Source organism: Chryseobacterium sp. 22458 (genome assembly GCF_052044975.1).
Lineage (GTDB): Bacteria > Bacteroidota > Bacteroidia > Flavobacteriales > Weeksellaceae > Chryseobacterium.
Map to the genome: position 1 here is coordinate 551,000 of NZ_JBQEOA010000002.1, position 13,454 is coordinate 564,453.

Here is a 13,454-nt window from a genome sequence, read left to right on the forward strand (position 1 = left end):
GGTTGTAATCAGATGAGATTATGAGCTGTTTTTAAATTAGAATAAATGGTTTATCTTTCATTGGGAATTTAATAAGGATGGTTAATGAGAAAGTTTCTTTGTGCGGTCTTCGTACCTTTTATTTATAGTTTACATTATTCACAGGCGGCAAAAAAAGCTTTTCCGTGCTATGATCTCACTACTGTTTTGAAAGTGGAGCCAACGCCGCTTTACAAATCCCATCTTGATGCCTCAAAAGGTTTCGGAATACAGCTGCTGAAAGATTCCAAAACAGTACAGAAATACATCAGCAAAGGGAAGTTTCATAAAATAAAAAAAACAGGAAAAGGTTATCAGGTACAGCGGCTTGATTACAGCAGGGCATATATGGTTTCAAAAGGAAAGACAACCCTGGAGAAGATGGCAGCTAAATTCAGCAAAGATACCAAAGGAGGTACATTTACCGTTTCATCCATTACAAGAACTCTTGAAGACCAGTGCAGGCTGAGAAGAGTGAATTCTAACGCTTCACTGGGGATCAGTTCCCACAACTACGGAAATTCTTTTGATATCTCATACATCAGGTTCAATAACGTTCTTAAGTACAATCCGAAAATGGAAATAGCGCTGGAGAAAGTTTTAAAGTATTATGCAAATGCCGGGCGAATTTATTACATAAAAGAGAAGCAACAGAGCTGTTATCATATTACAGTGAGAAATTATTAATTAAAATCATACTTGCACAGCATGTTTAGTTTATATATTTTTATACGACTAAAAACCATGCTTATATGATAATAGTAGACATTCAAAATTCAATGCTTTCTTCCGAAGAATGCAGATCCGCAATGCAAAATTGGACAGAGTGCCGATCTTCTTTTTCTGAAATAAAAAAAAGAGTTGTTACCAATTACGTTTTTAATCTTTCTAAAGACAGCCTTGAATGGATGAGAAACATCGGAGGTAAATCTCCTGAATTCTGTGCCGGAGTAGGAGTATACAAAGACCAGCTTATTCTGATTCTCTATCCGATGGATGATTCTGGAAAAAGAATTGAAGCCGGAGAATACCCGATTGCTTTCCTTTCTGAGCTTACCAGAGATGTGATGCTTCAGGAAATCAAAGAATACACTATTGTTAAAAATGCTGTTCTTTCCAAAAACCTTGAGCCGATGGGAAGGGATGCAGATATGGCTTTCCCTGTATCGGACAAACCTATTCTTGAGCAGGACAAAGCATTGGAAGCCATTGATAAATGGAGGCTTGAAGGAATGGATTGGTTTTACAGAGAATGCGGAATTGAAAAAGGATCCGGAATTTTTAGAAAATTCTATGTTCCTACTGCAGATCTTTGCCTTTCAGATGAAGGATTAACGGATATTGTATGCTCTTTCGGATTAAAATATAATGACATCTATGGAAAGATGCTTGCCACGCTGATCTTTATCTCTTTCCATGAAAATCTTGAGAATACAGGAGGTGCTCAGACAATTTCAAATACTTATGACTGGGCAAAACCGTGTCCGCCTATCTGCCGTCTTCCTGATGATGGGGTAGGAAACGAATTTTAAAAATGATAGATTAAGGAATGGCTGATCTCTATAAAGCAATTTTATTCCTGAACTACGGACTGCTTCTATCAGTTATAGTGCTGGGAGCAGCTAAATATCGCCTGTTAGATCATAAAGAAAAGCAGTATTTTCATTGTATTGCTTTTCTTTTTTCTATTGAACTGATCAACTTTGTGTTGCCTTATATTTTCAGGCTCAATGATACTTCATTTCTTTATCCGGTTTATATTGCCGGAGAATTTTTCCTGCTGACCGGTTTATTCATCAGAAAATTAGACTGGCCCGCTTATATCCGGGGATTGGTAGCGGTAGCTGCAGCCGGATTTATGATCCTGAAATATGGTTTCAACTGGCCGCCTAATGCTGATGTTGTAAAAGTGATCTCCAATATCATTATCATCTGCCTTTCCGGATATGTGCTGATCCGTGAAATAAAGAATGCTTCTGTTCAGGGCCGGTTTCTTTTGGTAGATGCCTGCATCTTTTTCTATTATTCCGTTTCAGTATTTATTTTTATCATTCAGCATCAGATTGCCAATCTGTCAGAAAACGATTATTACACGCTTTTCAGCGCCAATAATATTCTTTCAGGCATTTTATACTGTTCATTTTTATATACCTTTATCAGATTAAAGAAGTAACATTAAATATCAACCTGCTGATCCTTATAATTGTTACCATAGCAATTATAGTATCCTTTATTTTGCTTGCGTACAGAGCTTTTATAACCAGGATTATCAAAGAAAAGAATGTTCAGCATGAAGCGGAAGTTCTTCATCAGAAAAAGTTGGTACTGGAAAACATTAAAGCTCAGGAAGAAGAGCGGAAAAAAATAGCGGTCATGATCCATGATGACATCGGAAACCGCCTCAATATTTTATCTCTTTGGCTTAATAATCTCGATACACAGGGAGATGAGCTGATCAAAAATAATATTTACAATCAGATGTCTTCCCTGATTGATGCTGCCAGAAGTATTTCCCATTCATTGTATCCAGTAAATCTGGAGTCCGTAGGGCTGGTGCTGTATGTAGAGGAACTGATTACCAATCTTGCCCACAAAATCAATATTTCCCTGCAGGTAATGCCCGGATATCAAAAGAAAGATCTCTTTGTGGAAGTGCAGCTGTACAGGATTATTCAGGAGTTTACAACCAATGTCATCAGGCATTCAACAGCAACGGATCTTTGGATCTACCTTAAAGATTATCCTGAAAATTTGGCGGTTGTTATTTCAGATAACGGACAAGGGTTCGATTATGAGCAGGTGAAAAAAGGAATGGGGATCAAAAATATTGAATCCCGGATCAAATCAATGAATGCTACCCATAAATGGAAAAAAACTTTTTTACATACAGGAAGTCGTCTAATTATTAAAATTCCAAAACATCATGAGTTCCCAAATCAAAATAGCCCTGATTGATGATGAACAGCTGATCCTTGAAGGGGTGAAAATGCTGCTGTCTAATGAAAAGAATATATCCGTCTGCCTTACCGCAGATAACGGGCCTGATTTTATAGAAAATTTAGGCCGGCTTTCAGAAAAAGAATTTCCTGATATTGCGCTTGTGGATGTTCAGATGAAGCCTATGAATGGTTTTGAACTGGTGGAGATTCTCAAAGAAAAATATCCCGAACTTAAAATTATCATTCTGTCTTCCCATTACAAAACTTCCATTCTGGGGTATATGGTTAAGCTGGGCGTTTCAGCATTCCTTCCTAAAAACTCCAATAAAAAAACATTTATCGATGCCATCACGATGGTGGATAAAAACGGAGTATACTTTACCGCTGAAGATCATCAGATGCTGTTCAGCTATATGAACAGTACGGCCAAGAAAAATTCCCTTTTTGAAACAGAAGATGAATTGTCTGAAAGAGAAAAAGATGTGGTAAAACTGATCTGTCAGGAATTTACCAACAATGAAATCGGAGAAAAGCTCTTCATCAGTCCCAGAACAGTAGAAAGCCACAGACAGAGGATTCTTGAGAAGATCGGTGCCAGAAATACGGTAGGAATCGTTATTTATGCAATTGTTCACAATATCTATTCCCTTGAAAAAATATAATATGATTCCGTAGAAATACGGAATTTTTAATTTGGTACTTTTTACTCTATATTAAATTATTTTTCTTCTGTTATTTTGAAATGTCTCTTTTGGAGATGTTGGATGAAACAATATGCAGATCAGATCTGTAACATAACAAAACAAAAACATGAATGATAACAGAGTGATTTCCGTCGGGATTTTCTTTGATGGTACAGGAAATAATGGAGTAAATGCCCTTTCCCCAGATAAGCCGTTGAATAATAATGAAAGTTATTTCGGAGCCTTTACCAATATTTATAAACTCTACAGTTTATTCAAAGGGAATAATAAAATATACATCGAGGGAATAGGAACCGTAACGGGAAGCGAAGACAGTAATTTTGCCATGGCAACATGTGCCAACCCGCCTTATGGATCAGGATATTCTGCTGATGATAAGCTTCAGAAAGCAGATGATTTTGTACAGAATATACTTACAGAGGAAGATAAGGAATATCATTTTTATATTTACGGATTCGGAAGAGGAGGAATGCTGGCGAGGACTTTTTGCCATCAGCTTTTATCCTGTTATCCTTTTAAAAACTGTAAGATTAAATTTTTAGGAGCTTTCGATACGGTGGAGTCGAAACCTTTTAATCAATATGATCTAAGTTTACCTGTCCTTATAGAAAATGCCCTTCATATCTGTGCCATAAACGAATGCAGGTTCTTTTTTCCACTTACCGGTTTTTTTGACGATTCAAAAACAATGAGGGATCAGAAGTCAGAAACCTGTTCATCAGTCTGGAAAGAAATTTTTGTTCCCGGCGCCCATGCAGATATAGGCGGAGGGTATCTGGAAGGGCCGCAGTCTGTTTATATTTCTACAGATTTCGTCAATATAGATGATTTACATGATTATATTTCCGATATCAGAAATGCAAAAACAGACACAGAAGGAAATAAGATCTGGAATGCATTACTTTCCGGCTATCAGATTGAGAAAAGAGGAATTTTTTCACAGGCCTATGTATGCCGGGATAAAGTATACAGTGATCTGTCAAAAGTATATGGAAAACTTATGATGGAAGAAACTCATAAGGTTGCTTCTGTTTTTAGCACAGATACTGATATCTATTTTGGAACAGATTACAACAGACATATTTTATTAAACCGTTTTTCCGCAAAACTGAATGAATATGTGAAAGACCTTTCGGCAGACAGAAAACCTGTATATGATTTCAGCTGGCTGGCAGATTATACCCATATTTCAGTAAATTTTGGTTTGTATAATGATAGTTCAGAGCAAAAAACAGAATGGGAAGTCAATGCTGAGTTTATCAATAACGGCTTGAATGTTTCCAGCAGTACTTCAGATCAGAATAGCCACATCAGGCTTTCTGCTGAGCTTCATCTGCCTGAGGATAACTTTGTAACAGACTTTCTCTACGGAACCAGTGTTCCGAACAATGATATATGGATACGATCCATTGTAAAAACTCCTGCAAAGGCAGGATTCAATGAAATGAATAAATAGTGCAAGCACTTGAGTTTTAAATTTAGGTTAGAGGGCATCTTAGAGGTGTCCTCTTTTTTTATTAAAGACAACTTTACCGGTTGCGTAGAACTACTATATTGCATATTTGGTATTTTATACTGTAGTTTTCAGATTTTATTTCCCGTTACTTTGACTTGTTTATTCAAAATACGATATGAACAACGGCGGATTCTGAAAAGCCCAATATTAAAAAGAGTAGGAGCACCAAAGATTAAAACAATGGAAAAGACACTCATGCAAAAAATTGAAATATTTTCAATGAACTTTGATTTTACATCAGCTGAACAAAAAGCAATCCTGCAGTATCTGCAGGCCAATAATTATAAGTTGACGGCATATAAAGGAGCCACAGGGCCTAATCAGGTCTCTTCAGGAGTTCCTACCTGGTTTTCTGTATCTTATGTCGAGATATTTGGTGAATTGGAAATTGACTATGAACCCAAATACAAAGTATATGTTTTTAATCAGACAAATATTAATGTCAATACGAGAATTCTAATGCAGGCAATATCGGATGAAACTCCTTTAGGGACAGGCTTAACATTCAATCCGGATGGTACATTTCATAGAAATTCAGGTGCTCCGGAAGGCGTGATTAATGTCATAAATAACAGACCTGCAGGTACTCCACCCGTTACCATAGGACTTGCAGCAAAAGTAAATGGAAAATTTTTGCCCTTCTGTGCATTTATATGTGCACCACAAGAATCTGTAAGCATGAAGCCTAATGAAAAAATAGTTTTACTGGCATCTCAAAACAATATGACCTCGGGAACAGTGGCCGGTAATATGACTGGGCCCGGATGCAGTTTTACATTCAGCGCTCAGAATATGAGATATGATTTGGAAATGATTCCGGAAAATTATGGCATTCAAAACGTCCCTGGAACAATACCTGTAGATCCTGTGGCTTCAGGGGCATCATTGGTACAGCTTCTCAATATTTCATAAATATTTTTTACTGTAAATTCAGTCGCTACATAAGCTGTCCGTTTCGGTCAGCTTTTTTATTTCTGGAGTATTCATTTCTTTTTCCGTATTTTTGCAGCCGAAAATTCATACTCATTATTAATAACTAATTAAAAAAATGCTTTCGGTTCAAAGTTTAGGATTACATCATTCAGGAAATTATTTATTTCAAAATGTAAATTTTACCATCAAAAAGGATGATAAAGTAGGTCTGGTAGGTAAAAATGGAGCGGGGAAATCCACTTTATTGAAAATGCTGTCAGGAGAAATTAACTTCTATGAAGGAGATGTCATTACAGAAGGAAGCGTTACTATTGGATTCCTGAAACAGGATCTTGACTTTGTAAAAGGAAGAACCGTCTGGAATGAAACCATGCAGGCTTTCGAGCAGATCAATGCATGGAAAAATGAGCTTGAAGAGGTGAATCATCAGATGGCAACAAGAACCGATTATGAAAGCGATTCCTATACGGATCTGATCAATAAAATGACCGAGCTGAACGACCTTCTGATGAACCATGATGCCTACAACCTTGAAGGAGATATGGAGAAAGTATTGTTCGGTTTAGGATTTAAAGCAGACGATTTTCAGAAAATCACCGATGAATTTTCAGGAGGATGGAGAATGAGGATTGAATTGGCAAAGCTGCTTCTTCAGAAGAATGATATCATGCTTCTCGATGAGCCTACCAACCACCTTGATATGGAATCTATCATCTGGCTGGAGAACTTCCTGAAAGACTACCCGGGAGCCATCGTTCTGGTAAGTCACGATAAGCAGTTCATGACAGCGGTTTGTAACAGAACCTTTGATATCAATAACAAAAAAGTTGACGACTATAAAGCGAATTATTCCAAATATCTGATCATGAGGGAAGATCGCCGTGAAAAACTGATTCAGGCAAAAAAGAATCAGGATGCGGAGATCAAGCAGATGGAAGACAACATCAATAAGTTCCGTGCCAGTGCTACCAAAGCATCTTTTGCCCAGTCACTGATCAAAAAACTGGATAAAATTGAGCGCATTGAAGTGGATAACGAGGACGTTTCCAAATTCAACATCCGTTTCGTACAGTCTATGGTACCGGGTAAAGTGATCTTTGAAGCAGAAAATCTGGGGAAAGCTTATGGAAATAAGCAGATCTTTGATGATGTAGACTTTATCGTTCAGAGAGGAGACAGAATTGCATTGCTGGGACAGAACGGACAGGGTAAAACAACGCTGGCAAAAATTCTTGCCGGAGATATTAAAGACTATTCAGGAACCTGGAATCTCGGGCACAACGTCAATATCGGATATTTTGCCCAGAATCAGGAAGAAGTGCTTACTCCTAATAAAACGGTGCTGGAAGAAGCGGAAGATGCTGCAACAGAAGAAACCAGACCAAGAGTAAGAGACTTACTGGGATCTTTCCTGTTCCAGGGAGATGCCGTTTCCAAAAAGACAAAAGTACTTTCCGGAGGAGAAAGAAACCGTCTGGCACTTTGTAAACTATTGCTTCGTCCTTTCAACACACTGATCATGGACGAACCTACCAACCACCTTGATATTCAGTCTAAGGAAATTATCAAGCTGGCATTACAGAATTTTGAAGGAACATTGATTGTGATCTCTCACGACAGGGAATTTCTTCAGGGACTTTGTGATAAGATCTATGAGTTCCGTGACGGGAAAATGAAAGAATTCCTAGGGGACATCAACGAATATCTTGAATACAGACAAAAAGAAACCATCAGAGAGATCTCTGCTGAAAAAGCAAAACTTCACAACGAAGAAGTGAAAGCAGAACCTAAAAAAGAAGAAAAACCTGTTGTAAGCAGCAGCCAGACTTCTAATATCATCAGCAAAGAACAGAAGAATATTCAGAACAAAATTAAAAAAGTAGAAGAAAAGATTTCCGAACTTGAAACGAAAGTAGAAGAAATGGAAGCCTCTTTTACCAGAGAAAACCCTTCTGATGAAACGCTGGAAAAATATAATAAAGCGAAAGAAGAGCTGGATAATGCTTTACAGGAATGGGAATACCTTGGAACCCAGCTTGACTAAACTGAAATATTCGGCAATATAAATCACAAAAGCTTCATAAATCATAATTTATGAAGCTTTTTTGTAACATAACGATTGAGTATTCCGACGTATTATCTACAATCATAAAGTAATTTAATGAAAGTTTAGCCTTTCAATTAAAATATTTTCATAATTTTGGCCTATGATTTTTAAAGAAAGCAGAAACCTCAAGAGTTTTATCTCCAAGCTATTGTTTGGAGTATATTTTCTCGCCCTGCTTTCTCAGAGCTTTCACCATCATGATTCTGTGGAAACTTTTAAGGGATTCAACCTTAAAAAAACCGAGAATACAATGACGAAAGCCGCTGCTAAAGAGAAAGCCGGCGACTGTCTGGCATGCCACTTTTTGGCTACCGGACATACATTAGCTCCTGAAGAATTCAGTTTTACTTTTGAGCATTATACTCAGGAAGTAAAGCAGATCATCGCCATTCAGGAGAAAATCTGGTCTCAGACCAAATTCACTTTTCAGCTTCGGGGACCACCCGCACTTTCTTAATCAATATTCTTATTGGGTTTACAGCTCTGTATCTCAGAGCCTCATTAATGTTCAAAGTTTACTATTTAAAGTTGTTGTAAAAAACAGCTGTAGTTCGTATATGAGTTATTAATCAAAAATTCTCATTTACCTGCTTTTCGTACGTGACTTCCAAGGCTGTTCATTATGAGATTTATATTGTGCATGATCTGCATCATGCAATGAATTTAAACCCATCCAACAAATTTTAACGAAAAAATGTACCCTGATAAAAAGGGTGCGCAATCAATCTACTTACAATGAAATTGATATATTGCCTGCTGCTGATCTTTTGCGGATCGGTATTTACGAGTGCACAGAAAACGTATACTGTACAAGGAACCGTTCAGGATTTCCACGATAAAACCATGTTGGAAAACGCAGTCGTGAAAATCGGAGGGTTTACGGCAAAAACAGATAAAAAAGGTAAATTTTCCTTTGATAAAATCCCTGCAGGGAAGTATACACTCATTGCCAGACATCCTGATTGCAATGATTATACTGAAAATATAGGGGTTGATCAGGATCTTCACATGACCATCATTTTAGAGCATCATAGCGGTGACATAGAAACCATTACACTGCACGGAAGCCATAAAAATAAAGGTTCCGTGACTATGAAGACACTGGATAAAGCTGAAATTGATAGAAATTCCACGGAGAACCTTGGAAATATTCTTTCTAAAATTTCAGGAGTTGCAGTGCTGAAGACAGGAAATAATATTACAAAGCCTGTTATTCATGGTCTTTATGGAAGCCGTATTTCTATTATGAATAATGGGGTGAAGATGGCAGAGCAGGAATGGGGGGCAGAGCATGCTCCCAATGTGGATGTGAATGATTTCGAACATATCGATGTCATCAAAGGGGCATCTGCATTGAAATATGGAAATGATGGAGTAGCAGGGGTTGTTCTTCTGGAGCCTGCACTGCCTCCAAAGAAGGATACGCTGATGGGAAATATCAAACTTTCAGGAATTTCCAACGGAAGAGGTGGTGAGCTTTCAGCGAATGCCCTTAAATCCTGGGGGAACGACTGGTTTGTAAAGACAGGAGGCAGCTATAAAAAGCTGGGTGATATTTATATTCCTCATCATACCCTTCAGAATACCGGAGCAGAGATTAATTCTTTCAATTTTTCATTCGGAAACCATGGTTTTATGCAGGGGTTTGATGTTTCCTACAGTGGAATCAATCAGGATTTTGGAATTTACCGAGGAGCACACCTGGGGAACGGGTATGATATCTATAAGGCAATGACCTTAGGACAGCCCTATTTCCTTGATGACTTCAATTATACCATCGGATATCCGAAACAGAATGTAGAACATCATATTGCAAAAATTTCTGCTTATAAACGCTTTGCCGATTTTGGTAAAATTACTTTCCAGTATAGTTTTCAGTTAAACAGACGTAAGGAATATGACATCAGAAAAGGAGAATTGAAAGATACTCCATCTATGGATTTAAGGCTGATCACCCACTCGGCAAGCCTTACCCATCTTATAGAGCGTTCGAAATGGAGTCTGGAGAGCGGAATTTCTGCAGGGTTTCAGGATAATTATCCTAACCCGGCCACAGAAGTCAGACGTCTGATTCCTGATTATTACCGTTATGATGCAGGAGCTTTTTCTGTCTTTAAATACCGTTTCAGTTCAGCTTTCAATGTAGAAGCAGGAGCGAGGTATGATTTCAGCAGATATGATTCCTATAAATATTATGATGCCAAAGAATGGAATGACAAATATGCTGATGTTTTCCCGGAATTCTATATCAGACAGAGCGGAAGCAGGGTTTTATCCCGCCCTGTGTTTGATTATCATAATTTTTCGGCAAACGTTGGATTCGATTATAGGCCTTCTAAAGATTTTGATATTAAATTTAATTTTTCAAGAATGAGCAGAACGCCGAACCCTGCGGAATTGTTTGCAGACGGGCTTCACCATTCTGCTGCGATTATTGAAAAAGGAGATCTGAGAATCAAAAAAGAAGAAGTTTATAATGCGAATCTTTCACTGACAGGGCATTTCGATGTTCTGAAAGGACTTCAGCTGGAAGCCAATCCGTATGTCATATTCTCTGACAGTTTTATCAATCAGGTACCGGTGGAAATCCAGACTACAAGCAGAGGAACTTTTGCAGTGTGGGCTTATCAGCAGGTGAAAGCCAGAATGTACGGGATTGATGCTGATGCACAGCTGAATATTCTGGATAACCTGAAATGGACAACCGGTTTCAGTGCATTGAGAGGAGATGATCTGACGAATAATGAACCTCTTATCCTGATGATGCCTATGAGTCTTAGAAACTCAGTGGAGCTGAAGCTGATCAGACCTTCCAATTTCTACATCAGACTGGAAAACGAAAACGGATTTAAACAAAACCGTTTCCCTGTGAGAGACCAGTCAGTGCAGTTTATTGATGAAAGCGGGCAGCTGGTAACCAAGACAATTGATTACAGTACTCCTCCTGCCGGATTTTCCATATTTCACGCATCTATTGGTGCAGATCTATTCAAAAACATGAATCTGAATTTCAGAATCAACAATATTTTTAACAAAGAGTACAAGGAGTATCTTAACAGACTGAGATATTATATGCCTGAGCCGGGAAGAAATTTCGTGGTAACTCTTAAATACAACTTCTAACAATTATTATTTAAAATTTAATTACAATGAAAAAATTATTCAACATATCACTTTTATTATTTGCCGCTGTTTTATTATTTTCCTGCCGTAACGGAAACGATGATATTCCTGAGGATATCCATGAGCACGAAGAAATTGGTAAAGTTGTAGTGACGGTAACCAATAAAGCAAATGGTGAAAAGCAGACCGTAAATGTGATCAACGGACAGACTGCGGATCATCTTCATCTGACCCAGGGGGCAGCCTATGCGGTAGATGTAGATTTTCAGATCAAACATGACGATCATTATCACAGTGCCGAGGAAATTATAGAAGAAAAAGATATGCACTTTGTTACCTATAAATTCTCAGGAGCAGATATCAGAGTAAAAAGAGCTGCCGATGATATCGTGAGAACTGATGGTAAAAAGCTTGGGTTAAAAACAGAATGGACAGTAAGTACAGCCGCAGCAGGGAAAGCCAATATCACCCTGGTACACGGGCCTACTTCCGTAAATGATAACTCGCCTTCAGCAGATAATCAGCTTGGAAGCACTGTAGGAGGGGAAAGTGATGTAGATATCTTTATAGATTTTCATTAATAGATTCAAACAGACTACTCTGAAAAAGAGTACTTCATATCATTATATTAATTTGGGAGACCACTGATTATGTCAGTGGTTTTTTTATTTAACAATATTTGGCTTTATAAGTTGATTTTAAATGAGTGATTCTCATAAAAAATTCATATTTTTGCAACCTAAAATTTTAATCAATAATGAAGGTTACCGCACAAAACCATGATGATGTAAGTGCATTGCTTACAGTGACATTGGAAAAATCTGACTACAAAGAAAAAGTAGAGAAGCAATTGATTAATTATGCTAAAAATGCGCAAGTTCCTGGATTCAGAAAAGGGAAAGTGCCTTTGAGTATGGTTAAAAAACAATATGAAGCAGGTATTGCATTTGAAGAAATCAACAGACAGGTTTCTGATGCTTTGAACAACTATGTTAACGAAAACAAGTTAAGATTAGTTGGTCAGCCTATTCCTCAGCCAGTAAACGAATTCGATTACAATGCTGATCAGCTGGAAGTTGCTTTCGAAGTAGGATATGAGCCTGCATTCACTATAGACTTAGCTAAATATGAAGCGCCTCACTATAAAGTAGAAGCTTCTGACAAAGAAATCGGAAAGAGCATTGAAAACATGCAGAAGCGTTTTGCTGAGCAGGTTCCTCAGGATAAAATCACTAAAGATTCTTACATTGCTTTAGAGGTTTCTCAGGTTGTAGAAGAAGATGCTGAAGGTGAGCACCACCACCATCCAAAGAATATTACCATTACAGCTGAAAACAAAGAAGCTTTCAAATTGGTAAAAGGTCTTAAGATGGACGGATCTGTAAAAGTAACGAAAGAAACTCTTGCAGGTGATGAAGAATTAGCTAAAGAATTAGGATTCAGCAAGGAAGAAGTGGAGCACCTGCACCACAATGAAATTGAAGTAAAAGTAAAAGACTTCTATTCATTAAACTTAGCTGAGCTTAACCAGGAGTTATTCGACAAAGTATACGGAGAAGGAAACATCAAGTCTGAAGAAGAGCTTAAAGAAAAAGTAAAAACTGAATTAGACGAGTATTTCCAGCAGAATGCTGACGTTCACTTTGTGAATAAAGTATTGGAGCAGGTTACTGAAAAAGAAGAAGTAGCACTTCCTGAAACTTTCTTAGTAAAATGGTTAATGTTCTCTAACCAGAACATCCAGTCTGAAGAGCAGGCTAAAGAAATCCTTGAAGCTGAGAAAAACCAGTTGAGATACCAGATCATCGAAGGTAAATTGATGACTGATAACGAAATCAACCTTGACTATGCTGACGTTTTAGCACAGGCTGAGCAGTTGGTGAAAAATCAATTGGCAATCTACGGAATCCACCACTTAGGAGATGAGGAGATCCAGAAATATGCTGTTGAAATGTTGAAAGATCAGGAGCAGGTAAGACAAATCTCTTCTGAAGTTGCTATGGCTAAATTGAAAGATGTAATTCTTGAAAAAGCAAGCAAAAAAGAAACTAAAATTTCTCACGACGAATTTTTAGAAGAGCTTAAAAAATAATTATACACCGATATAAATATTT

The 13,454-nt window shown here is 37.6% G+C and carries 12 protein-coding genes; all 12 read left to right on the forward strand.

The genetic code is table 11. The features are described 5' to 3' along the window. Positions 1-84: 84 nt before the first annotated feature. Positions 85-705, forward strand: a complete 621-nt coding sequence (locus tag ACTJJF_RS09755; protein WP_312298245.1) for a DUF5715 family protein — start codon at positions 85-87, stop codon at positions 703-705. Positions 706-770: 65 nt separating this feature from the next. Further along, positions 771-1,550: a hypothetical protein gene (locus ACTJJF_RS09760; RefSeq protein WP_312298243.1), complete on the forward strand. Its 780-nt coding sequence runs from the start codon at positions 771-773 to the stop codon at positions 1,548-1,550. 17 nt (positions 1,551-1,567) lie between these two features. Then, a complete protein-coding gene (locus ACTJJF_RS09765) occupies positions 1,568-2,191 on the forward strand; it encodes a hypothetical protein (protein ID WP_440699528.1) in 624 nt (207 codons plus the stop codon). 62 nt (positions 2,192-2,253) lie between these two features. Beyond that, positions 2,254-2,973 (forward strand): sensor histidine kinase, encoded by a 720-nt coding sequence (locus ACTJJF_RS09770; RefSeq protein ID WP_440699529.1) that lies wholly within the window; start codon positions 2,254-2,256, stop codon positions 2,971-2,973. Then, positions 2,942-3,619, forward strand: a complete 678-nt coding sequence (locus ACTJJF_RS09775) for a response regulator transcription factor (RefSeq protein ID WP_440699530.1) — start codon at positions 2,942-2,944, stop codon at positions 3,617-3,619. Before ACTJJF_RS09770 ends, ACTJJF_RS09775 begins: the two co-directional genes overlap by 32 nt. A gap of 148 nt (positions 3,620-3,767) precedes the next feature. After that, positions 3,768-5,117 (forward strand): phospholipase effector Tle1 domain-containing protein, encoded by a 1,350-nt coding sequence (locus tag ACTJJF_RS09780; RefSeq protein ID WP_440699531.1) that lies wholly within the window; start codon positions 3,768-3,770, stop codon positions 5,115-5,117. Positions 5,118-5,357: 240 nt separating this feature from the next. Then, positions 5,358-6,089, forward strand: coding sequence for a hypothetical protein (locus ACTJJF_RS09785; RefSeq protein ID WP_440699532.1), 732 nt, complete (start codon positions 5,358-5,360; stop codon positions 6,087-6,089). 136 nt (positions 6,090-6,225) lie between these two features. Next, entirely contained in the window at positions 6,226-8,154 is a 1,929-nt protein-coding gene (locus ACTJJF_RS09790; RefSeq protein ID WP_440699533.1) for an ABC-F family ATP-binding cassette domain-containing protein, read from the forward strand. 163 nt (positions 8,155-8,317) lie between these two features. Continuing rightward, positions 8,318-8,674 carry a hypothetical protein gene (locus tag ACTJJF_RS09795; protein WP_276163218.1) on the forward strand — a complete coding sequence of 119 codons (357 nt, stop codon included), beginning with the start codon at positions 8,318-8,320 and terminating at the stop codon, positions 8,672-8,674. 278 nt (positions 8,675-8,952) lie between these two features. Next, the gene (locus tag ACTJJF_RS09800; protein WP_440699534.1) at positions 8,953-11,340 is read left to right on the forward strand and encodes a TonB-dependent receptor; all 2,388 of its coding nucleotides are present in this window, start codon (positions 8,953-8,955) and stop codon (positions 11,338-11,340) included. Positions 11,341-11,366: 26 nt separating this feature from the next. Further along, entirely contained in the window at positions 11,367-11,921 is a 555-nt protein-coding gene (locus tag ACTJJF_RS09805) for a hypothetical protein (protein ID WP_440699535.1), read from the forward strand. A 176-nt stretch (positions 11,922-12,097) separates the two neighbouring features. Continuing rightward, positions 12,098-13,432, forward strand: a complete 1,335-nt coding sequence (locus tag ACTJJF_RS09810) for a trigger factor (RefSeq protein WP_312304530.1) — start codon at positions 12,098-12,100, stop codon at positions 13,430-13,432. Positions 13,433-13,454 lie beyond the last annotated feature (22 nt).

What these genes read in the sequence shown, in the direction of transcription:
- ACTJJF_RS09765 (WP_440699528.1), top strand. Translation starts at nt 1,568, where the DNA reads ATGGCTGATCTCTATAAAGCAATTTTATTCCTGAACTACGGACTGCTT.
- ACTJJF_RS09755 (WP_312298245.1), top strand. Translation starts at nt 85, where the DNA reads ATGAGAAAGTTTCTTTGTGCGGTCTTCGTACCTTTTATTTATAGTTTA.
- ACTJJF_RS09795 (WP_276163218.1), top strand. Translation starts at nt 8,318, where the DNA reads ATGATTTTTAAAGAAAGCAGAAACCTCAAGAGTTTTATCTCCAAGCTA.
- ACTJJF_RS09800 (WP_440699534.1), top strand. Translation starts at nt 8,953, where the DNA reads ATGAAATTGATATATTGCCTGCTGCTGATCTTTTGCGGATCGGTATTT.
- ACTJJF_RS09790 (WP_440699533.1), top strand. Translation starts at nt 6,226, where the DNA reads ATGCTTTCGGTTCAAAGTTTAGGATTACATCATTCAGGAAATTATTTA.
- ACTJJF_RS09760 (WP_312298243.1), top strand. Translation starts at nt 771, where the DNA reads ATGATAATAGTAGACATTCAAAATTCAATGCTTTCTTCCGAAGAATGC.
- ACTJJF_RS09775 (WP_440699530.1), top strand. Translation starts at nt 2,942, where the DNA reads ATGAGTTCCCAAATCAAAATAGCCCTGATTGATGATGAACAGCTGATC.
- ACTJJF_RS09785 (WP_440699532.1), top strand. Translation starts at nt 5,358, where the DNA reads ATGGAAAAGACACTCATGCAAAAAATTGAAATATTTTCAATGAACTTT.
- ACTJJF_RS09810 (WP_312304530.1), top strand. Translation starts at nt 12,098, where the DNA reads ATGAAGGTTACCGCACAAAACCATGATGATGTAAGTGCATTGCTTACA.
- ACTJJF_RS09805 (WP_440699535.1), top strand. Translation starts at nt 11,367, where the DNA reads ATGAAAAAATTATTCAACATATCACTTTTATTATTTGCCGCTGTTTTA.
- ACTJJF_RS09780 (WP_440699531.1), top strand. Translation starts at nt 3,768, where the DNA reads ATGAATGATAACAGAGTGATTTCCGTCGGGATTTTCTTTGATGGTACA.